Source organism: Sphingobium sp. TCM1 (assembly GCF_001650725.1).
Lineage (GTDB): Bacteria > Pseudomonadota > Alphaproteobacteria > Sphingomonadales > Sphingomonadaceae > Sphingobium.
On sequence record NZ_LXVX01000020.1, the window covers coordinates 35,686 to 56,749 of the forward strand.

Here is a 21,064-nt window from a genome sequence, read left to right on the forward strand (position 1 = left end):
GGTCCGCGCCAGTGCTCAACCGAGGCGTGGGAGGCTTTGTGCGGACGGGGGTGGGCGGAAATGGGGTCAGTCGCCGGAGGCTTTGTTCGCGGAATGGCAGGTGACGCGATGCCGGTGTCCGAGGAATGCGATGTTAAAAACAGATCGGGAGAGTCGAGATGCGAACATTATTGCTGTCGTCGGTCATGGTTTCGGCCGTGCTTGCAGTGCCGGGTCGAGCGCGAACGATCGATCATGTCGCCCTGGCACGGGAGGGCGCAGGCGGACAGCACGACGTCCGGATCGAAAATGGCGGCGCGTCATCTGGCGGATTGGGGCAGCGCGCCTTGCGCATCGAAGCCGCGGTGGATGGCGGGTGGAGAGGCGGCGCAATCGCGTTCCGCATCGAGGTCGATCCGGTCAAGCCGACTTTCTTCACCAGCCGCCTCTGGGGCGGCGAGGCGGTGGATGGCAATCTGACGCTCATCTGCGGCGGCAAGCAGGTCGGCGATCGGCTCCTGAGCGATTATGACCAACTTGACTATGGCGCAAAGCATCCACCATTTCCCGGCGCATTTTTCTACCGCACCTATCGGCTGCCGGATGCTGTGACGAAGGGCAGATCGACGATCGACTGCGCGATCGAGGCGAGCGGGCCGATCTTTTCTTACGCGAACGACTTCAAGAAATTTCAACTTGCCATGTCCACGCCGTCGCGTGGACTATATGATCTGTTCACCCATGATGATCCGTGGCTCGATATCACCGGCCTGCCCGATGGGACGGTAACGACACCGACCAAGCGGTCTGGGGAGGGCAAGATCGCGTCAGGCACGCCCGGATCGGAGGTGCTTGGTAAAATCCGTGCCCGGATCGAGGGGACCGTCAACGGACTGCTTAACGCGCAACGTCCGCTCGGCCAGCACGAGATCGCCTTTCTCGCGCATTTCCGCATGAAGACATGGACCAAGCTGGCTAGGGATCCGCGCGTGCTGGCCACGATCGTAAAGGGCCTGGACGATTATGCCGCGGCCTATGCGAAAAACCCCGATCTGGTGAAGTTCGACAAAGCGACCTGGAACCCCGACTGGTTTGGCTTCGGCCCCCTGGGTGAAGCGCTAACGACCGATCCCGCAGCGTTCGAGCCATTGCTCGATCAGTCAATCGCGTGGAAGGATGGCGGCACCACGACGCGTCGCGCGGCGTTGACCCAAATGCTGCTTGCCAGCCGCGAATGGCTCCGCACGCATCGGCGCTTCTACACGAACCAGTCCATGATCGTCGATTGCTGGGGCATCTATTATGCCAACCGCGGTCTGGCGATCGTGGCCCCCGACAAGGCGATGCCGGAAGACAAGGCGCGACGCTATCTGTACGAAGCGATTGGCATCGAGGAATGGCGCGGCGACGATTTGCCGGATGGAGGGCATAGTTATGATGCAGGCGGCCCGGACGGCACCAAGGCGCAGCCCTACAAGGTGGCAAAGGGCTACCATCTCGTCACACGAAAGGGGCTGACGCGCGAACTGGGCTATGTCGGCAATTATGGCGAAGTCGGAAATTGGGTGGCGGCGATCTATAATGCCACCCGTCCGGCGCCCGGCCAGCCAGGCGATCCGAAAATTCGTGCGCAATTGGCGAAGATCGCGGCCGCGCGCGGTTATTTCCGATACCCGACGGCCGACGATGATGGCTTCGCCGCGATGCGGAACATGGCCGACATCGGATGGCGCGACCTGAAGGCGCCGGGCGAAATCGCCTATGTCCAGGTCGCCCATGCCGGGGCGTCCAGCCCCTTCCAGGCGGCGGTGCTGACCGCCGATCCCCGGCTGGTGGGCTATGCGCAGCAGATGGTGCAGGACAACCAGCTATGGCCGGAACTGGAGAAGGCCGTGGCTGCGCCGGGCTTCCGTCAGGCCTATGGTCTGCTCGATATCATCGACGATGTGCAGGCGATGACGGCCATGCCGGCGCGGCCCGAACGGTTGCCTATGACGGCGGGGCAACCGGACTTCGCCTTTGCCGATGCGGAGGACGGCGTGGTGGCGATCAAACGGGGCGATGAACGCTTCTACGCATCGCTATGGTGGCGGGGTAATCGCGGCGTCAGCAAGCTTGGCCGGGTCTGGTTGAGCGGCCCGCGCGGCAATCGCATCGCTACGGTGCCGGTCGCGACCGGGTTCGTGCCGAGCGGACTGTTCTGGACCCGTCCCGACAAGCTGGTGCTGCTCAAGGACGCCTCGTTCAACAAGGATTATGGCCTGTCGCTGGCGGAGGCGGGCGAGCGTCTGCCGCTGGCGCAGCCACCCGAAGGCATTGCGCTCACCCCCGGCGAGGACAGCATCTATGCGGGACGCGGCGAAAACCATATCCTGTCCTATGCGGGCTACACGATCGCGGTGAACATGAGCGACACCAAGCCCTTCCTGTTCACAGTTCCCCGGCATCAGGGTCAGGAACTGGTGTCCGGACAGACCATGGAGGCAGGAACACAAGTGGAGATGGCCCCCCGCACCACCGTGGTGTTTTTCGATCCGCAAATCGCGGCGCCGACCCCATGAGAGCGAGGCACCTGTCGCAGGGGGCTGGGTTGCTGGCTGCGGCGATGTGGTTGACGCCCTCTCCGGCGCAGCCGGTCGCTCCGGCGGCCCCCGACCTCAGTCCGCTGGGCGACCGCGTCGAAGCCTGGGTCGCAGAGGGAATTTACCCCGGTGCGGGGCTCATCGTGGGGCAGGCCGACAATGTCCTGCTTGAACGCTATTTCGGTGTCTATCGCGCCGATACCCGGGTTCATGTCGCATCGGCCGGCAAATGGCTGGCAGCCGCGACGATCGCCGCACTCGTCGACGAGGGCAAGTTGCGGTGGGACGACCCGGCCGGCAAGTGGATAGCAGAGCTGACTGGGCCAATGGCGCGGGCAACACTGCGCCAACTGCTCTCGCACACGGCTGGCTATCCCGATTATCAGCCTCCCAGCCGTCCCCGCGATCATTATGCGACGCTGGCGGAATCGGTCGCCCATATCGCGCCGCTGGCGCCCGATGCCGATCCGGGTACGCGATTTCGCTATGGCGGGCTGGCGATGCAGGTGGCCGGCCGCATGGCGGAACGCGCTACCGGGCAGACATGGGACAGGCTGTTTCAGACGCGCATCGCCCGACCACTGGGGATGATCGCGACCGGATTTGCCCCGGTGCCGGATGAACCGGGTTTCAGCCCGATGCTCGGCGGCAGCGCGCATACGACTTTGCGCGATTATGCCCGTTTTCTGCAAATGATCGCCGGCGGCGGGATGTGGCACGGACGGCGGTTGTTGTCGTCCGACGCAATCGAGGAAATGGAGCGCGATCAGTTGGGATCGGCCATGCTGATGCCGGGCGAATATGTCGATCAGGCCCGCGCCAGTTCTTTCAGCGGAGTCTATGGGCTCGGACAATGGCGCGAGGAAATCGACGGCGCCGGCCGCGCGACATTATTGTCCAGTCCTGGCTGGGCTGGTGCCTATCCATGGGTCGATCGTCGGTCGGGTATCTGGGGCTTCATTCTGGCCAAGGTGGATACCGAGAAGGCCAAGGCGTTGGGCTTTTCGTCCTTTCTCGCAGGATCGGTCCTGCCGGTCCTGGCGCGCGATGCGTTGGCCGACAACGCGCGCGGCTGGCAGCATGGTTATGCGCCCATAGCGGGGGGACGACTATATTGGGAAGCGTCGGGAGACGGGCCGCCGCTCATTCTGCTGCACGGTCATTCGCTCGATCGGACGATGTGGGATCCGCAGATGGCGGCTCTGTCGCAGCATTTTCGCGTCATTCGCTATGATCTGCGCGGCTATGGCCGATCGACCATGCCGCAGGAAGGCGAGAACCGGCTTCACGCCGATGATCTCAGGCTGCTGATGGACAATCTGGGCATTGCCCGCGCACATGTCGTCGGCCTTTCACTGGGCGGTACGGTTGCACTCGACATGCTGGCGCTTCATCCCGAACGACTGCTGTCGGTGACGGCAGCGAGCGGAGACCTGTTCGACTTTTATCCCGCGCCGGATGATCCGTTGACGCCGACGGCCGTCGCGAGCCGTCGGGCTGAAATTGCGGCCCTGCGCGCCGGTGGCATCCAGGCGTTCAAGCGCCGATGGCTGGACGATCTGACCAGGCGCGGGGGTGGCTGCGTCGGCGCGATCCGCCCCGGATTGTGGGCGCAGATCGCGAAATGGACAGCTTGGCAGCCGCTCCATCTCGAACCGCGATTGCTGCTGGGACGTGCGCTCGTGGATCGGCTCCGGGCGCGAGCCTGGCCGGTGCCGGTGCAGATATTGACGGGCGACGCCGACCGGGGGCGTCGCAACGGCCTGGTGACGGCCTTTCCCACCGTGCCGCAGGTCATCATACCCAACAGCGGGCATATGATGAACATGGAAAACCCCCTGGGCTTCAATGCCGCGGTGCTGCGTTTCACCATGACGGGCGGGACGGGCAAGATCGATGACGTGACGCCATGCACCGATGTGGGGCAATCGACGGGCGCACCCTGACGCCTGGCTCCCCCGCCATGTTATCTCAGCGCGCGAGCCAGCCGCCGTCCACGGCGAGCGTGTGGCCGTGGATATAGTTGGCGGCGCTCGACGCGAGAAATACGGCCGCCCCGCCGATATCGCCGGCCTCGCCCCAGCGCGCGGCCGGGATGCGTTCCTGGATCTGGCGATTGCGTGTCTCGTCGGCTTGCAACGCGGCGGTGTTGTTGGTCGCGATATAGCCCGGCGCGATCGCGTTGACGTTCACCCCGCGCGCCGCCCACTCGTTCGCCAGCAGCTTGGTGAGGCCCGCGACGCCGCTCTTGGACGCGGTGTAGCTCGGCACCCTTATGCCGCCCTGGAAGGACAGCAGGGACGCGATGTTGACGATCTTGCCCGATCCCCGGGCGATCATGTGACGACCGGCCGCCTGGCAGAGGAAGAAGCTGGTCTTCAGGTTCGTGTCGATCACCGCGTCCCAGTCTTCCTCGGTGAAGTCCACGCTGTCGGCTCTCCGGATGATCCCGGCATTGTTGACGAGGATGTCGAGCCCGCCGAGCTTTTCCAGCGTCTTCGTCGATCACGCCCTGCACCGGTTCGATGCTCGACAGGTCGGCCGACACTATTACCGCCTTGCGCCCCAGCGCACGCACCTTGTCCACCGTATCGTCCGCCGGCGTCCGGCCCACCGCGGCAATATCTGCGCCCGCCGCTGCCAGCGCCAGCGCGATCGCCTGGCCGATGCCGGTATTGGCCCCGGTGACGATCGCCACCTTGCCGCTGAGATCGAAGCAATTCGTCATGGAAGTTCCTGTTCCCCCTCCTTCAAGGGAGGGGTTGGGGGGAGTTTCGGAAGGGGGGTCACGGACATACCATCCCCTACCCTTCCCTGAAGGGAGAGAAGGTTCAGGCGAGCTGGCAGATGTCCAGCACGTTCATGTCGGTATAGTCGAGATTCTCGCCGCCCATCGCCCAGATGAAGGCATAGCTCTTGGTGCCCGATCCCATATGCACCGACCAGGGCGGCGATATCACCGCTTCCTCGTTCGCCATCACGATGTGGCGCATCGCGTCGCCTTCACCCATATAATGGAACACCCGATCGGCTGGTGCTTCCAGCTCGAAATAGAAATAAATCTCGCTGCGCCGCTCGTGAATATGCGGGGGCATGGTGTTCCACACGGAGCCGGGTTTCAGCACGGTCAGGCCCATGACCAATTGCGCGCTGTCGCAAATGCCGGGGATCACGAGCTGATAAATGGTGCGTTCGTTGGATTCCTCCAGCGAGCCGCGTTCGAGCGCATTGGCGTCTGCAATGCCCAGTTTGCGGGTTGCGAACGCCTTGTGCGCCGGGCAAGAGGCAAGATAGTAGCGCGCGCCGGCGCCTGCAAAGATCACGTCCTTCGCGCCCATAGTGACGTAAAGGCAATCCTTGTTGCCCAGCGTGAAGACTTCGCCATCAACGGTAACCGTGCCCGCGACCCCCGACACGTTGACGATTGCCAGTTCGCGTCGTTCGAGAAACGGATGGCCGGCAGCCGATGCAGGCTCGGTCTGCACGGGCAGCGCCACCGGCGCGTCGGTCACCTTGACCCCGCCGATGACGAAGCGTTCGGCATGGGTATAGTTCAGCACGCATTCGCCGTCGCGGAACAGGCCGTCGATCAGATAGCGATCGCGCAATTCATCATTGCTCACGCACTCCATCATGTCCGGGTGTGTGGCGTAATAGGTCTTGTCGAACATTTGGGTCGCTCCTGATTTCTGGAAAATTTGAGGCCGGCCGAAGTCTAGTTTGTATCCGCCCTTTAACCGCCCTTCATGTCGATGTCGGGTTGGTCCTCGCAGCGAAGAGATAGGCGTCCCCATTAGCGGCGATCGCCGCTCCGCTTTCAATCAACCAACATTCGCCGGCCGACCAAGGCACGCCATTTATGGTGCCGCTTCCGTAAATAGGCACAAGCCAGATGGGGCCACCCTCCAATGTCCGGGTTTCGCCCCGGCGCAGCGCAATGCTGTCAAGGATGAAAGGGCTGCCAATTCCACCAACGAGCGGTTCAGACTGATCGGAGGAAAGGCGGCGCTCCGGCAGGCAATATGGCTCAAGCCGCGCGACCTTCAACGCCTCATCCAGGTGAAGAGACCGTGGCCTCCCATAGTCATAGATCCTATAGGTAACATCGTTATTTTGCTGCACCTCAATGAGCTTTATGCCGCCTCCGATCGCGTGGATCGTTCTGGCGGGTATGTAATAGAAGTTACCGGCACTCACTGGCTTCCAGTCGATCAATTCTTCAAGTCGACCATCCAGTGCAGCAGCGCGCAATTCAGCCTCATGCATCCGGCTATTCAACCCAATGCCAATTGTCGCGCCGGGTTCAGCGTCCAGGATATACCAGCATTCCGATTTCCCACCGGTTAATCCGACATGGCGAGCTTGGTCGTCGTCGGGATGAACCTGAACCGACAACCGGGCACTTGTGAAAAGATACTTGACCAAAATCGGTAATTGCATCGTTTCGGGGCCGACGAACCAGATTTCGCCGATCGGCATATCGTTCGTCCGTCCGAAATGGCTTGGCAGATCCGTTCGTCCCCAGGGCTTTTGGACGGATTTGACATCAAGGCGCTGTACCTTGCCGCTCATGACCAGTAAGGCTCCCACGGATGACGCAGGCGCATGAGCGCCTCCAGGTAGAAATAGTCTCCCCAGATGCAGGCTTCGTCTACGCCAGCCTTGTTGGGCATATGATAGACCGCGTGGAGCAGGACAGCATTGGAGCCTTCCAGCGGTGCAAGATAGTTGTCCCCCAGCGTCCGCACGATTGCAGCGGCCCACGCCTCATAGGTTTCGCGCATCTCGTTTGACAAAGGCAATGCCTGGGCGAGTTCCAGCAACCCGCAGGCAGCGATCGCCGCCGCCGAACTGTCACGCGGCGTGCCAACTTCGTCGGTAAAGATGAGATCCCAGCAACAGATGCCGTCGCCAGGCAGGCGATTGAGGAAATGATTCGCCAGCTTGGATGCTATATCGAGATAAGCGGGATCGGACGTATGCCGCCATGCGAGCGCGAAGCCATAGATGCCCCATGCCTGCCCGCGCGCCCAGCTGCTGTCGTCCGAATGGCCTTGATGTGTGCTGCCGTGGCGGGGCTTCCCTGTTTTTGTATCGACATAGAAGGTGTGGAAAGTCGAGGCGTCGGCGCGCACGAGGAGCTTTGCCGCTTGGGCAAGATGTTTGTCGGCGGCGGCGGCAAAATCCTTGTTCCCGGTTTCACGGGAGGCCCAGTAGAGCAGCGGAACGTTGAGATTGCAGTCGATGATCATGCGTCCCCTCTGCTTGGGGTCTTTCATGTCGCCCCAGGCCTGAATGACATTCGCAACGGGATCAAAACGCTTCAGCAACAGGCGAGCGGCCTCCAGACCCGACGAGCGTGCAAGCGTGTCGCCGGTCAGCCGATATGCGGCGCAGGCCGACAAGGTATAGAGGAACCCAAGATCATGATGATCGACATTGACGAGGCGTTCGACCCTGGTTGCAAACGACTGAATGTTCCGCTCAGCCACCGACCTGAATCGTTCTTCACCAGTTAACTGCCAGGCCAGCCAGAGCATGCCGGTCCAAAAGCCGTTGGTCCATTCGACATTGTCGATCGGCGCATAAATGCCGCTTTCGCTGGACGGGGCAGGGAAATACTCGCCAAATTGGGGGAGCATTCTGTCCACCCGAGCCAACGCCGCGGCAATCCTTGCGTCGAGTTCCTGCCGATCGGGGCGTTCCAGTTTCCTAGCGGCTAACGGCTCATACAATATCGTTGTCATTATGGCTTATCCTCAAGGGGCTGAAGATCTTGCGCAGCTGCGCTCCCGCTCCCAGGGTCAATAGGGCGGCGCCGACGCGGCACATATTCGGCGGGCGTGGGCGCGAGGGCAAAACAGGACCATATCCAAAAAACAAGGGCAAAGCCGGCGATCAGAAAATAGCTGTGCTGGAAGCCAATCCTGTCATAGCTGATGCCGACCAGCGGCGACAATACCGCCAAGCCCAGCGAATGGCCGAAGCTGACGCCGACCATGTAAACGGTAGCAGCGAAGCGTGCTTCGAAATGATAGGCGATGTAACGGAAGATCGATACAGCAAGGATCGGAAGTTCGATTGCGTGGGCCATTTTGCATATCGAGATAGTGATCGGACCGATGGCGAGACCCGAACCGGCGATACGCAGGATCATGATCATTGCTGCGAGCAGCAGGCCGCGTGTCGCGCCGATGCGGCGAATGATCAATGGAGCGATGAACATCCCTCCCGCCTCCACGAAGATTTGAGCCGAGTTGAGGTAGCCGAACATCGCATTTCCATGTTCGGGGGTCTGAAAGAGGGATGAAAAATAGAAGGGGAACTGCTGATCGTACACAAGGTAGAGATTTGTCACCCCCAGGATAAGGATCATGAAACGCCAGAATTTCGGGTCGGAGAACAGCTCCAGCGAATCCTGCAGCTTCAAACGGTCGGCCGCTGCCTGCGCTTCTGGATCGGGTTCGATCCGCGCAAGCTGGATAAGCGGTAGCAGCAGGAGGCCCGCCGCACTCGCCAGGAAAAAGTTGATGGCCGGATCGACATTGTAGAGCCGGCCCGAGAAGGCGGCTGCGGTTGCAAAGCCGATCGATCCCCAAAGACGCACGCGACTATATTCAAAATCATATCTGCGACCGACCCGATCGACATAGCTTTCCAGAGCGTAACTGCCCGCCATGAAGGTGAAGCCGAGGTAGATACCGCCTACTATGGCACCCGCAGGCAGGTTCCATCGGAGAAGCGGAGCATATACGAACAGGAAGAACGGACCAGCCAGTATCACGAGCAGCGCGATGCAGACGGGTACGACTTTGCGAAAGCCCATGCGGTCGGAGAGGAAGCCATAGGCAGGCTGCGCCAGCATCGCCCCAACAGAGTTTACGGCAAAGACGGTTCCGGCCTGAGCCCCGTTCAAGTGCAGCGAGCGCGTGAGCCAGATGGACAAGAGTGAAATCGCCATGGCCTGAGCGAAAAAGAAACAGAACAGAAAAGCGCTGAGGGTTGCATAGTTGCGCTGTCGGGAAAGGGGCACGGCATCCTCATGATCTGTTATCGATATCAAATATGCCGCTTTCGATCTCGGTTGGCAAGCGCTATTGATTGACACCACCGACAAATCGGTTATCGATATCATACCGGCCGGTGGATAGCCGGAAACTGGGTGAGGACGTTTCGGCAAATGGCGGACGATAATGAGGATAGAGACGCAGGCGTGAAAAGCGCTCAGCGTCCGGTTGTTACCATCCATGACGTTGCACGTCATGCCGGCGTGTCCTCCATGACGGTTTCCCGCGTCATGACGGGCAAGCGTCACGTCAGCGAAGCCATGCGCGAGCGGGTCAATCTGGCGATCGCCGAACTCAATTATTCCCCTAATCTCAACGCCAGAAGCTTTTCCAGCGCCGTTCGTGTAGGGGCGATCTACTCCAATCCATCGTCGTCAAACCTGGGTGCCTTCCTGATGGGGGCGTTTCGCCAAAGTGGCGAGAGCGGGTGCCAGTTTCTGATCGAGCCGGGGCGGACCGAAGCGGAGGCAGTCGAGGGCCTGCACAGGCTGATCGAGTCGCGTATCGGTGGTGTCATATTGCCGCCGCCGCTGTGTGATTCCGAAGTGCTGCTAGACCTTGCCTTGAGTTCCGAAGTCATTCCGCTGGCTTTTGCAACTGCCATTCCACGCGAGCGCGTGTCCGCGATCATTGTGGACGATTACAAAGGCGCTTATGATATGACGCGCTATTTGATCGGATTGGGGCATCGGAAAATCGGGTTCGTGCAAGGGGACCCCAAACATTCGCCTTCACAACGAAGGGAGCAGGGGTTTCGCGCAGCGATGGTCGGCGCTTCCCTGATGATCAAGGATGACTGGATCGCTCCGGGGCTTTTTACTTATCGATCAGGCCTCGACGCCGCGCGGCAGTTGCTCGGTGGTGCGGAGCGACCGACTGCAATCTTTGCGAGCAATGACGACATGGCTGCCGCGATTACGGCGATAGCGCACGGGATGGGGCTCGTCATACCTGATGATCTCAGCGTAGTCGGCTTTGATGATGCTCAGGTCGCGTCCACCATCTGGCCGGAATTGACGACAATTCGCCAGCCTATTTCCGATATGGCCTCGCGCGCGGTCGCTCTGCTCAGCGAGCAGATCCGTGAGGCTCGAACTGGAAACAAGCCTGAAGTTCGCCATGTGCGGGAGATGCTCACATTGGTGAAACGTGCATCAGCGGGCAGTCCGGCGGACTGAAGTCCGGAGTTCTCGTCCAAGCCGAGGAAATATCTATGACGATTTATGGCGCCATTGAAGCTGGCGGCACTAAATTTGTGTGCGGGATTGGCAATATTCACTCGGGATCGATCGAGACGACCACGATTCCGACGCGTGATCCAGACTCGACTTTCGCCGACGTCGCTGCATTTTTCCACCAGGCTCATCGGCATGGTCCTATCGAAGCGATCGGTATTGCAAGCTTCGGTCCGGTCGAACTGCGGCCGACCGCCGATCGATATGGTCGGATATTGACCACGCCCAAGCGGCAATGGGAAGGCGCCGATATGCTCGCGCGAACCCGGGCCATTCTGAACATTCCAGCGACGATCGATACCGATGTCAATGCAGCCGCGCTTGCCGAAGCCGCCTGTGCGAACATCATGCAACTTGCCTATGTCACTGTTGGAACCGGAATTGGCGTTGGACTGGTCAGCGGTGGGTTGCCGGTGCATGGGATCGGCCACCCGGAGGCCGGGCATATTCTGCCGAGGCGACATCCTGCACATGATGGCTTTGCTGGTGTCTGTCCGTTTCATGGAGATTGTTTCGAGGGGCTTGCCAGCGGGCCAGCCGCCACGGCATTTTGGGGCGACACGCCATCGCATTTCCCCGACGATCATCCGTTCTGGAGCGTCGAGGCGCATTATCTGGCCCAGCTTTGCATGACGCTTTTCCTGACTATGGCGCCCGAGCGGATTGTGCTGGGTGGTGGCGTGATGAAGCAGCAGCGCCTTTTCCCGATCATCCATCAGCGGACGGCGGAACTGCTTGCGGGCTATTTCGGCGGAGCCACCAGCGTGGAGGCGATGGCCGAACGGATCGTGCCACCCGTTTGCACCGAACCGCCAGGCCTCATCGGCGCTTATCTTCTTGCCGCCCAGGGCGCGCATTGAACTGTCGGAAAAGGAAAGAGACATGACGCGGTCTCTGGCTTGGCTTTGCCTCGCTCCGCTGGTCGCCGCCGGGGCCAACGCCCCGGCCTCAAACCCGTACGGCGACGACGGACGCTGGTTTGCCGACCAGCGCGACGGCAGCTATCGCAATCCCGTCCTGATCGGCGACTATTCCGATCCGGACGTGATCCGGGTCGGCGATGACTATTATCTTACTGCCTCCTCCTTCACCGATGTTCCCGGCCTTCCGATCCTTCATTCGCGCGACCTGGTGAACTGGACCCTGATCGGCCACGCGCTAAGCCGAGTCCTACCAGAAGATCATTATCGGGTGCCGCGCCGCGGCGGCGGTGTTTGGGCGCCGGCGATCCGCTATCGCAAGAACCGTTTTCTTATTTATTATCCCGATCCGGACCGCGGAATATTTCTGGTGACCGCAGACGACCCGCGCGGGCCGTGGAGTGCGCCGGTTCCGGTCGACGCCACACCCGGAATCATCGATCCGGCACCCTTCTGGGACGAAGATGGCCAAGGCTGGCTTGCTTATGCCTATGCCAAGAGCCGCGCAGGCAAAGCCAATATCATAGCGCTCAAGCGCCTGAACGCCGATGGCACGGCGACGCAGGGCGAAGAACAGGTCATCATCAACGGCGACACCATGCCCCCGGTAGGGACCAGTCTTGGCAATCGTCCCTGGCAGACGACCGAAGGGCCAAAACTCTATAAGCGCAACGGATATTATTATGTTTTCGCGCCCAGCGGCAGCGTGAAGGGCGGATGGCAAGGCGTATTCCGCAGCCAGTCCATAACCGGTCCCTATGAAGGGCGGAACGTGATGGATCAGGGCGGCACGGCGATCAACGGCCCCCACCAGGGGGCCTGGGTCTCGACCGCTGCGGGCGAGGACTGGTTCCTGCACTTTCAGGACCGGGACAGCTATGGCCGCATCGTGCACCTGCAACCGATGCGATGGGCGAAGGACTGGCCGGTCATCGGCGCAGACCCGGACGGCGACGGCAGGGGGGAGCCGGTCCTGCGCCATCGCAAACCCCGTCTGCCAAAGCAGGATCGCGCCGCGCCGGCGGCTGATGATGAATTTGCCGGCCCGATATCGCTGGCCTGGCAGTTCGGCAGCAACCCGGCCGTCGACTGGATGGCCGTAAAGGATGGGCAATTGCGTCTGAAATCCGTGACAGGATCGCAGGACCATTATGAAAACGGCGCCATCCTGTCGCAGAAGCTGCCTGCCCTCGAATTTACCGCCACCGCGCTCCTGCGCTTTGCTCCGTTGCGCGTGGGGGAGAGGGCGGGGCTGTCGGTGCACGGCATGAATTTCGCGTGGATCGGCGTGGAGCAGGGGGCCGAGGGGATGCGTGTCGTGCAGGTCGCGAAGGTCGACGCCCTGCCGGGCGTGCCGATGGCCGTGGCGAACGGCCCGCGCGTCCCATCGGGCCGGCTATGGCTTCGGATCCACGCCAGTCCGGTGACGATTGGCGTCCCGCCACCGGCATTTTCGCCCTATTGGCCATCCATGCTGAAAGAGACGCATATGAACGTCATGTTCAGCTACAGCCTTGATGGGACTGACTTCACGCCGCTGGGAGCGCCGTTCCAGACGCGGCCCGGTCGATGGGTGGGAACCCAGATCGGCCTGTTCGCGCAGGCATCTTCCGGCACTCCCGCTGCTGTTGCGACCACCGTTGGTCATGCCGATTTTGACTGGTTCAGGATATCCCGATGAAAAAGACCATGATGTTCATGACCGCCATGAGCCTCGGTACCCTGACGGGTGGGGAGCGGCTGGACGCCCAGCCGATAATTTACGAAAACCCGCCCGGCAAGGCGCTCTACGACTATCATGACGACAGTTTCACCGTCCGGGTTCGTGAACCGGGCGGTCCGTGGAAGGATCTGTACGAATATCGCGTACGGGTCGATGGCGACAATCCACAGCCTGCCTCCATGGTCAATTTCGGCATGAACGGCCCCGTCGAAGTCGCCGTGCAAAAAAATGACGGCGCGGTCAGGGCGGTGGAAATCCGTCCGGGCTCGAAGGCGATTACGGCCCGGCTCAATGGCAATATCGCCTATTTCACGCTGGCTCGGCCGGTGAACCTGTCGGTCGAATTTGACGGCGACCGTCTGCACAATCTGCACTTGTTCGCCAATCCGCCCGAACCCGCGGTCCCCGATCGTACCGATCCCAACCTGATTTATTTCGGGTCGGGTATCCACATGCTGCCGGCAGGAAAACAGTCCTTTCCGATCCCGTCGAACAAGACCGTCTATGTCGCGGGCGGCGCCATCGTGAAGGGGCAGCTCGATATCAGCAATGCCACGAATGTCCGCGTGATCGGCCATGGCCTGCTGGAAGGAGGAAAGGAAGGCATTACGGTCGTCAACGCCCGCAATGTCCTCATCGACGGTCCGGTGGTCGTCAATCCGGTCCATTATACCATATTGTGCGGCCAGTCGTCGGGCCTGACCGTTCGCAATTTCAAGACGTTCAGCGTCGGCAGCTGGACCGACGGCATCGACCTGATGAGCTGCTCCGACGTCGAGATCGACAATGTGTTTCTGCGCACGTCGGATGATTCCATTGCGATCTACGCCGATCGTTGGGAGCATCATGGCGATGCGCGCCATTATCGCGTCACGAATTCGACCCTGTGGGCCGACGTCGCCCATCCTATCAATATCGGCCTGCACGGCAGCAAGGATGAGCCGCGCGTCATCGAGGATCTGATTTTCCGCAACATCGACATTCTGGGCCATGATGAGGATGACCGCAATTATCAGGGCGCGCTGGCCATCACCGACGGGGACAATAATCTGGTCCGCAAGATAGTTTTCGAAGATATCCGGATCGACCGCATCGAAGAGGGCATGATCTTCAACTTCCGCGTGCTGTTCAACGACAAATATAGCCTTGCGCCGGGACGCGGCATTGAGGACGTCGTCGTGCGCAATGTCCGTTTCAGGACGGGCATGATTAATCCATCGGTGGTGTCCGGCTTTGCCGCCGATCGCGCCGTGCGTGGCATTTCCATCGAAAATGTGCGTGTTGGCGACACCTTGTTGCGCGCTGACGATGTGGAGGTCGGTCCGTTCGTGAAGGATTTTCGGGTCCGCTGACCCGGAGCGCTCTGCGCCACTCCAAGGAAAGACGGGCCGCCAGGGAGGTTGGCAGCCCGTCAAGTTTGGGGGAGGACGGGGAGGAAGTGTCCGTGCAGAAACCCTTCCCCCCCGATCCGACAGTCGAAGACCGTCGAATTCTATCGGCGCAGCCTTATCGTCGGCTCTTCACCCGCCGCTGTGGCAGCGCACCAGATGCGGCGATCAAACCGTTCGAGCGCCTTATGTGATATCGATAACAATTTAATAGCGATGCCTCAGCAGTCGCGCAAGACAATTGATGTATGCAAGGGAATGCTTATTGCAGCTTAAGGTCTTCCACATGACTGCCGACATCCAGATCGGCGTCCGCGAGAGACCGGACTCGCGCGCCCTTTATGACGAAGTTCTCGATCGTCACGTTGCGCACGGCAGTCGCAGGCGACAGGCCCTTTATGACTGACGGCCCTGGCATTCCAGCGCCCGTGAAACGAATGTTGCGGAACGCTATGTTGGCGATGCCGCGACCGGCCGCCTTGTTGTACCGGGCGTTGTTGCCGGCAACGACATGGATCAGCTTGCCTTCTTCGATCCGATCCACGCGGATGTTGCTGAAGCGAATGTCCCTTATCAGCGTCTTGTCACCGGAATAGATCGCCATGGCGCCTTCCCAGTCGGGATCATCCTCATCGAGATTAGCGATGTCGATATTGTCGAACGTCACGTCGCGGATCGTTCGTGGAACGTCATTGTCCCCGAAATGACCGATATAAAGCGCGTGGGCCACATCGTTCCAGATACGCAGGTTGCGCACCTGGATGTCATGGGTGTCCCCCGGTGGGTTGGCGTCGGGCACGCCGGTCTGGGCCGCACGCTGGCGGCACAGGGGGCAGTCGGCCACGGCATAGACGACGACCGCATCATCCGATACGCGCAGATATCCGCCATCGACAAGGACATGCTGAGACGTTGAAATGTTGATGCCGTCGGACCATTTGCCGGACGTGAAGCCGGTAATCTCGTGCACTTTTACATTACTCGAATTGCGGATGTTCATGATGCGGGCGGCATCCTTGCGATCGCTGTTGACCAGGACGAGGTCGCCAATGTCGATGTTGCGCGATCGATCCAGATCGATTCCCCGGCCCGGATCCCAGATGAGGCCACGTCCCGATATCGTGACGTCATCGAGACCGCTCAGGTCGAATGCGCCGCCCTTGAGCACCGCGCCGCCGTCCAAATAGATATGATCGCCCGATTTGACCGGAAAAATGTCGGTTCCCGCAGGCGGCGTATGCATACCCGGTCCGAAATAGCGCACATGGTTGCCGGCCGGACGCGCCGCGGGCAATGGTCCGGCGATTATGTGAAGATTGCGAAGTCGATCATCGTCAAACTGTAGAGACAGGCGCTCAGGCGCACTCAGCGTGAGCCGGGCGATCGATCCGGTCAGTATGGGGCGGACGCTGCTGGAGAGCGGAGACACGCCGACCGACCGGGCCATGCCATTATTCTTCTGCACCTCGATCTCGACCGAACCCGCGAAGTCGAAATAGACCATCGACGCATTCCGCTTCGTATCGGTGTCGACCTGCACCCGATATTCGTACAGATCCTGCCACGGGCCGCCCGGCTGGCGAACGCGAACGGTATAGTCGTCATTATGCGCGGAATAGAGCAGCGCCGGCGGAACAGGGTATGTCCGCAGCTCGCTGGCAGCCTGCGCCGCCATGCCGGCCGCGCCGAAGAAGATGGCAATCCCGATTCCGAAAGATTTGAACAGGGCTTCGCGACTATGTCCTGCGTTTGGCATCGATCATTCCTTTATGCGATTGCCCTGCTTGGTAAAGATTCCGATACCCTCCCTGCACGCAATCGCTTTGCCGCCGACCGACAGGTCGGCGTTGCAGGCCAGTCGAACAGCGCCATCAGGCTGGACGCCCAGCGTGACGGTGCGGCGGCGACCCTGATCGACGTGCAGCGACATTTTCGCCAGGCTGTCCAACAACAGGCTGCCGTCACGCCGCACATAGCTGCCGTTGATGACTGTCATCTGGTCGGGTTGCTTCGGGCGTGCCTGGCCCCTGGGCCAGCTCAGCGCGAAGATATAGGCGTCGGTTTCATATCCCGCGATCGTCGTATTGGCGTTGCGATGGCGCAGCCGCCCGTCCGCGAGCAGGTTGAAATAGACTTCGGTAATCCGGTCCGCGCCGATGATCCGGGCGCCGATCCAGTTCAGCCCTTCGATCCGCTCGATGGCGGATGCGGCCTTACCCTCTTCCTGGGGTTGCAGCGCGACCAGGAATTTTTCCCGATCGCTTTTCCCGGCTGGCTGGAAAGCGAGATAGGCTTGCCGGACCTTGGGCTCGCCATCCTTCAGCCCGTCATGCTCGACCAGTTTCATCGCATAGGGGTAATCGGTCGGCAATCCGCCGTCGGGCAGTTCGCTCGGGAAGAGAGGCATCACGTCCACACCTGCGTCGCCGTCGCGCAGTTGCACGATCTTGCCGACCTTCCTGGCTTCCCCCTGATAATGGAGCAGCCATTCATATTGCCCGATATCCCAGCTGCGCAGGTCATCCAGGATCAGGATCGTGTCGCCGATCCAGAAGATATTACGGAAATTACGCTGAAAATAGCGAGACGTTGGCCCCGTCACGTCGGCCCAGGCAAAACGCATGTCGGGCGTGTCGATCAGATGGTCGATCGCGCCGGTGAAATGCGACCCGTCATACAGGTCGGACGGCGGTTCCGCCTTTCCATCGATCGTGACGACATTATGCGCCACGCTCTGCCGATAATATCCGTCATATTCGGGCGTTGAATAGCTCGAATGGCCGGAATCGGCGATCAGGCTGCGGCCCTTGTGGTACAGGACGAAGCTGCTGGCGTCGGCATGATTGTGATTCCAGGTGAAACCGGACTTGAGGGCGAAAAAGGTAGAATCCGCGTTCCAGTCCTTGCGCATGGTCAGCAAGCCCTGGCTAGTGAAGAGCGTGGTGAGTGGCCGCGCGACGGCGGTTTGCGCCGACTGCCGGGCTGCGGCGTCAGGCAGGTAGGGCAGGTTGGTCGCGTCCCCCCAGGCGTCCTTCTCCGGCACATGCGCGAAGCCGTTGATGTAGGTCAGATAGTCCGGTTTCCGGTCGCCCAGCGCCCAGAGATCCGCCAGCGTGTGACAGCCGCAACTGGGCGGCCTGCTGTCGCCGAAATTCACCGATACCCAGCCGTCGCTCCGAGGATAGGCGGCGGCAAGGAAATAGTCGGCGACCTTGTTCAGGTGGGGAATGGGCGAAGGCTGCGTGCCGAATGTCTCTACCCAGGACCGGCGAAAGATCAGCAGACTGTGCAGCCCCAGTTCGGCATAGCCGACCGTCTCCGAATAGGCGCCGTCAGACCCGTAAGTCTGCGGCTTGCTCTCGATCCGGGAGCCGGCGAAGCCATACCATTCGACGCTGGCCTGGTCGATGCGCCGGGCCCACTCCAACGCACGCGGATCGTCATCGCGCAGGGCCAGGGCTGCGACGCCGGCACCGAAAACGATATGCGCCCACCAGTTATGACCCATCGTGTCGAGCGCATGGATGCGCGCCCGACCATCGATCCAGTCGTTGATGATGGGCTCGATCGCGCCGCGGATGATGCCCTGGCTTATGCGCTTGCGATCTGCCGGGGACAGCGTCGCGCGGATGGCGTCATAGGCGATGCCGCTGCTGGTCGCTGCATAGCCCATGCCAAGGTCCGATTTCCATGGCGGATCGCGGCGCGCCAGGGGCATGTCGGTCAGCCAGTCCTTGCGGTCCGCGCGGTCCAGCAGCAGGGCGCGTGCCTTGTCGGCATAGCGGCGATCATCGGTCACGCGGAAAGCGAGTGCCAGCGCCTCCAGCGCGGCATCGATCTTGCGATCCCCGCGCGGCGTCGTGGAGAGCGCCTCGTCGGCAATGGCCTTCTGCACCGCCCAGCGGCGGACGGCCTCTGTATCGTTCGCCATCAGCGTCTTCACCCGGCTGATATTGGCGGGGTTGAACGCCAGCCTCGGTTCGTCGGCGGCGACGGCCTGAACGCTGGCCAACGCGGGCGGCAGCAGGATGGCAAGCAGGGCGAGGGTGCGTCTCATGCGGATGTACATTCTCTCCGTCCGTGGTGCCGCTGATGCCCGGCGGCGAATATGCTGCATGGTGTGTCAAGCGGTGGGTTCGAACAGCACGGCCTGCCCGCCGGACGGCTGCATGGCGATCTGCAAGCGGTCTCCGGCTGTGACGGTTCGTCTGGAGATCATGACCGGGGTGGCGCGCGGCTGTTGTCCTGCGGCGCCGTCTGCAAAGATCGTCGCTTGCCAACGGCCCTGGCCAAGGAAGGCGAGCGGAACCGTAATGCTGCGTGCGTCCTCATTCGTCATCGCCCCCAGGAACCATCGCTTGCCATGGCGTCTTGCGACCGCGACAAATTCACCCGGTCGTCCATCGATGGCGCGGGTCTCGTCCCAGGTCGTGGGGCATTCGTCGAACCATTGCAGCGCTGGCCACGCCCCCACGGCATATTTGGACGGAACGTCGTACCAGTAAAGAAAGGTCAGCGGATTATAATAGACGGCGGCCATCGCCAGTTGATGCGCGTTGGTCGTCAGATTCTTGTAATGGTCGTAACAGATCGTGTAGTCGATCGGCCCCGACAGGGCGCGCGTGAACGGGAGTGTCACATTATGCCGTGCGGTCGGAAACTGCTCATTGCCCCGCACGCCTTCGAGCGCGACATAATTTGGCAATGTCCGCTCCAGGCCGGCAGGGCGCAGATTGTCGTGCAGGTTCACCAAGAGGCGGTTCTCACCGCATGTCTTTACCAGGTCGTAGATGAAATCGACATCTTCCTGCCGCCCTTCCCAGATGAAGCCGAACTTGATGCCGGCGACGCCCCACCGCCGGAAGGTCGCGACGATGTCGGGCAATTGGCGCATGGCGGGCACCCGGTCGACATACAGGATCGTGCCGATGTTCCTTTTCGCCGCAGCCGCGACGATGGCGGGCATGTCCAGACCGTCGATCGGGCGGGTCGCGTCGCTGGCGTCGGTGCCGTCGCCATACCAGTGGGCATCGAATTCGATGTAATCCAGCTTTCGCTTTTCAGCGAACGCAATGCCTTCCATGGCGCCTGCGAGCGAATAGGGCTTGCGAATGCGAAAGGCGCGGCCCGGCCTGATCCAGCCAGTGTCACCCAGCCGGTTTGGCGTCGCGAGGGTAGCGATAAGCCCGGCCTTTTCGATCAGTCCGGCAGGGCGCTCGCTGACGATGATGAGCCGCCACGGGGTCGTGAACGGCACCGGGACCGAAAATATCGGCGCCGCATGGGTCTCGCCCGGACCGGAATAGCCCGTCGCGCGACCAGGGAAGTGCATCAGTCGCGTGGCGACGCTCTGCTCGTCCTTCCCCGGCTGGAACATGAGGCGCGGATAGTGCAGCCGATCCGACTCACTGACCGACAGCGCGAGGCCTGCTGGCGTGGTGACGAGCAGCGGGGTGTCGGCGAACGCGCCCTTGTCGGTGCTGCGGGTCAAATCGGGATGCGGAACGGGATTGATCCGGCCCGGCGCAGAGCGGGCATATTCGCCTTCGTCGCGGCTGCTCCAGATTTCGCTGCCGGCTGGCAGGCGAAGCTCGATCGCTTCGCCGCCCAGTTGCACGCTGTTGCCCGGTGCCGCCATCAGCACGAAGCGGATGGCGACGCCATCGTCATGGGCCATCAGCCGGATCGCGAAGCGGATGCGCGTGCGGCGATCCTCGAACCGGGCTTCGATCTGGTTGGCCTTGCCGTCATAAGTCGACGCGATCCCGTATGGCGGCGTCCAGCTTGCGTCGATCGCCTCAATGACATGGTCGATATAGCGCCCGCCAGGGCCCAGCAGGCGGCCATTGGCCAGTGTCAGCGCCAGGGTCGAACGTTCCAGCAGCGGCTTTCCGTCAAAGGTCGCCGACCATGTCGGATAATCGGCTTTTCCGCTCGGGAGATCGAGATACGCCACCAGCTTGCCGTTGGGGGACGTGACGGTCAGGGCAGGGCGCTGCGATGGCGTGCGGGCCGGCAAGGCAACGCCTGCGCCATTGACGGCGGCTGCACCGATCGCCGCCAGAACCGATCGCCGCGCTGGTTTCCACGCCATTGATGCTCTCCCGCCTATGCCTTCAAGGATTGATCTGCGACGTTCATCGTACAGCAGATATGTTCAGTTCATGTCC

General features: G+C 61.4%; 13 protein-coding genes and 1 pseudogene. 6 read left to right on the forward strand and 8 right to left on the reverse strand.

Going from position 1 to position 21,064, the window contains the following annotated elements; translation table 11 throughout:
• The first annotated feature begins 158 nt into the window (after positions 1-158).
• Positions 159-2,540: a hypothetical protein gene (locus A7Q26_RS14880; protein ID WP_157102568.1), complete on the forward strand. Its 2,382-nt coding sequence runs from the start codon at positions 159-161 to the stop codon at positions 2,538-2,540.
• On the forward strand, positions 2,537-4,507 hold the full coding sequence (locus A7Q26_RS14885; RefSeq protein ID WP_084439145.1) for an alpha/beta fold hydrolase: 1,971 nt from the start codon (positions 2,537-2,539) through the stop codon (positions 4,505-4,507). Before A7Q26_RS14880 ends, A7Q26_RS14885 begins: the two co-directional genes overlap by 4 nt.
• Positions 4,508-4,532: 25 nt before the next feature.
• Here A7Q26_RS14885 and kduD read toward each other — a convergent pair.
• The 5 genes and pseudogenes from kduD to A7Q26_RS14910 all read right to left on the reverse strand — a co-directional run bounded on the left by kduD (position 4,533) and on the right by A7Q26_RS14910 (position 9,825).
• A pseudogene (kduD, locus tag A7Q26_RS14890) lies at positions 4,533-5,289 on the reverse strand (2-dehydro-3-deoxy-D-gluconate 5-dehydrogenase KduD).
• Positions 5,290-5,392: 103 nt separating this feature from the next.
• Complete coding sequence (gene kduI, locus A7Q26_RS14895) at positions 5,393-6,232, reverse strand: 5-dehydro-4-deoxy-D-glucuronate isomerase (protein WP_066861191.1); 840 nt, start codon at positions 6,230-6,232, stop codon at positions 5,393-5,395.
• Positions 6,233-6,305: 73 nt separating this feature from the next.
• Entirely contained in the window at positions 6,306-7,133 is an 828-nt protein-coding gene (locus A7Q26_RS14900; RefSeq protein WP_066861193.1) for a class I mannose-6-phosphate isomerase, read from the reverse strand.
• Positions 7,130-8,308 (reverse strand): glycoside hydrolase family 88 protein, encoded by a 1,179-nt coding sequence (locus A7Q26_RS14905; RefSeq protein ID WP_066861196.1) that lies wholly within the window; start codon positions 8,306-8,308, stop codon positions 7,130-7,132. Before A7Q26_RS14905 ends, A7Q26_RS14900 begins: the two co-directional genes overlap by 4 nt.
• A complete protein-coding gene (locus tag A7Q26_RS14910) occupies positions 8,308-9,825 on the reverse strand; it encodes an oligosaccharide MFS transporter (RefSeq protein WP_198162952.1) in 1,518 nt (505 codons plus the stop codon). The genes A7Q26_RS14905 and A7Q26_RS14910 overlap by 1 nt, the downstream gene beginning before the upstream one ends.
• 15 nt (positions 9,826-9,840) lie before the next feature.
• Here A7Q26_RS14910 and A7Q26_RS14915 point away from each other — a divergent pair, with 15 nt between their 5' ends.
• From A7Q26_RS14915 to A7Q26_RS14930, 4 genes are read left to right on the forward strand one after another with little or no spacing between them, the layout of a single operon-like run.
• Positions 9,841-10,806, forward strand: a complete 966-nt coding sequence (locus tag A7Q26_RS14915) for a LacI family DNA-binding transcriptional regulator (RefSeq protein ID WP_198162955.1) — start codon at positions 9,841-9,843, stop codon at positions 10,804-10,806.
• A gap of 35 nt (positions 10,807-10,841) precedes the next feature.
• Positions 10,842-11,723: an ROK family protein gene (locus A7Q26_RS14920; protein WP_066861205.1), complete on the forward strand. Its 882-nt coding sequence runs from the start codon at positions 10,842-10,844 to the stop codon at positions 11,721-11,723.
• Positions 11,724-11,745: 22 nt separating this feature from the next.
• Positions 11,746-13,464, forward strand: coding sequence for a glycoside hydrolase family 43 protein (locus tag A7Q26_RS14925; protein ID WP_066861208.1), 1,719 nt, complete (start codon positions 11,746-11,748; stop codon positions 13,462-13,464).
• Positions 13,461-14,858: a glycosyl hydrolase family 28 protein gene (locus A7Q26_RS14930; protein ID WP_157102570.1), complete on the forward strand. Its 1,398-nt coding sequence runs from the start codon at positions 13,461-13,463 to the stop codon at positions 14,856-14,858. Before A7Q26_RS14925 ends, A7Q26_RS14930 begins: the two co-directional genes overlap by 4 nt.
• A 298-nt stretch (positions 14,859-15,156) precedes the next feature.
• Here the strand turns inward: A7Q26_RS14930 and A7Q26_RS14935 are convergent, their stop codons facing one another.
• From A7Q26_RS14935 to A7Q26_RS14945, 3 genes are all read right to left on the reverse strand, one after another.
• Positions 15,157-16,650 carry a glycosyl hydrolase family 28 protein gene (locus tag A7Q26_RS14935; protein ID WP_066861211.1) on the reverse strand — a complete coding sequence of 498 codons (1,494 nt, stop codon included), beginning with the start codon at positions 16,648-16,650 and terminating at the stop codon, positions 15,157-15,159.
• A 3-nt stretch (positions 16,651-16,653) separates the two neighbouring features.
• Positions 16,654-18,951 carry a heparinase II/III domain-containing protein gene (locus A7Q26_RS14940; RefSeq protein ID WP_198162953.1) on the reverse strand — a complete coding sequence of 766 codons (2,298 nt, stop codon included), beginning with the start codon at positions 18,949-18,951 and terminating at the stop codon, positions 16,654-16,656.
• 66 nt (positions 18,952-19,017) lie between these two features.
• The gene (locus A7Q26_RS14945) at positions 19,018-20,988 is read right to left on the reverse strand and encodes a glycoside hydrolase family 97 protein (RefSeq protein WP_066861217.1); all 1,971 of its coding nucleotides are present in this window, start codon (positions 20,986-20,988) and stop codon (positions 19,018-19,020) included.
• Positions 20,989-21,064 lie beyond the last annotated feature (76 nt).

Bases quoted from the DNA above. Each gene is read 5' to 3' on its own strand.
- A7Q26_RS14885 (WP_084439145.1), top strand. From the start codon at position 2,537: ATGAGAGCGAGGCACCTGTCGCAGGGGGCTGGGTTGCTGGCTGCGGCG.
- A7Q26_RS14910 (WP_198162952.1), bottom strand. From the start codon at position 9,825: ATGACGTGCAACGTCATGGATGGTAACAACCGGACGCTGAGCGCTTTT.
- A7Q26_RS14940 (WP_198162953.1), bottom strand. From the start codon at position 18,951: ATGAGACGCACCCTCGCCCTGCTTGCCATCCTGCTGCCGCCCGCGTTG.
- A7Q26_RS14915 (WP_198162955.1), top strand. From the start codon at position 9,841: ATGACGGTTTCCCGCGTCATGACGGGCAAGCGTCACGTCAGCGAAGCC.
- A7Q26_RS14880 (WP_157102568.1), top strand. From the start codon at position 159: ATGCGAACATTATTGCTGTCGTCGGTCATGGTTTCGGCCGTGCTTGCA.
- A7Q26_RS14905 (WP_066861196.1), bottom strand. From the start codon at position 8,308: ATGACAACGATATTGTATGAGCCGTTAGCCGCTAGGAAACTGGAACGC.
- A7Q26_RS14920 (WP_066861205.1), top strand. From the start codon at position 10,842: ATGACGATTTATGGCGCCATTGAAGCTGGCGGCACTAAATTTGTGTGC.
- kduI (WP_066861191.1), bottom strand. From the start codon at position 6,232: ATGTTCGACAAGACCTATTACGCCACACACCCGGACATGATGGAGTGC.
- A7Q26_RS14935 (WP_066861211.1), bottom strand. From the start codon at position 16,650: ATGCCAAACGCAGGACATAGTCGCGAAGCCCTGTTCAAATCTTTCGGA.
- A7Q26_RS14945 (WP_066861217.1), bottom strand. From the start codon at position 20,988: ATGGCGTGGAAACCAGCGCGGCGATCGGTTCTGGCGGCGATCGGTGCA.
- A7Q26_RS14925 (WP_066861208.1), top strand. From the start codon at position 11,746: ATGACGCGGTCTCTGGCTTGGCTTTGCCTCGCTCCGCTGGTCGCCGCC.
- A7Q26_RS14900 (WP_066861193.1), bottom strand. From the start codon at position 7,133: ATGAGCGGCAAGGTACAGCGCCTTGATGTCAAATCCGTCCAAAAGCCC.
- A7Q26_RS14930 (WP_157102570.1), top strand. From the start codon at position 13,461: ATGAAAAAGACCATGATGTTCATGACCGCCATGAGCCTCGGTACCCTG.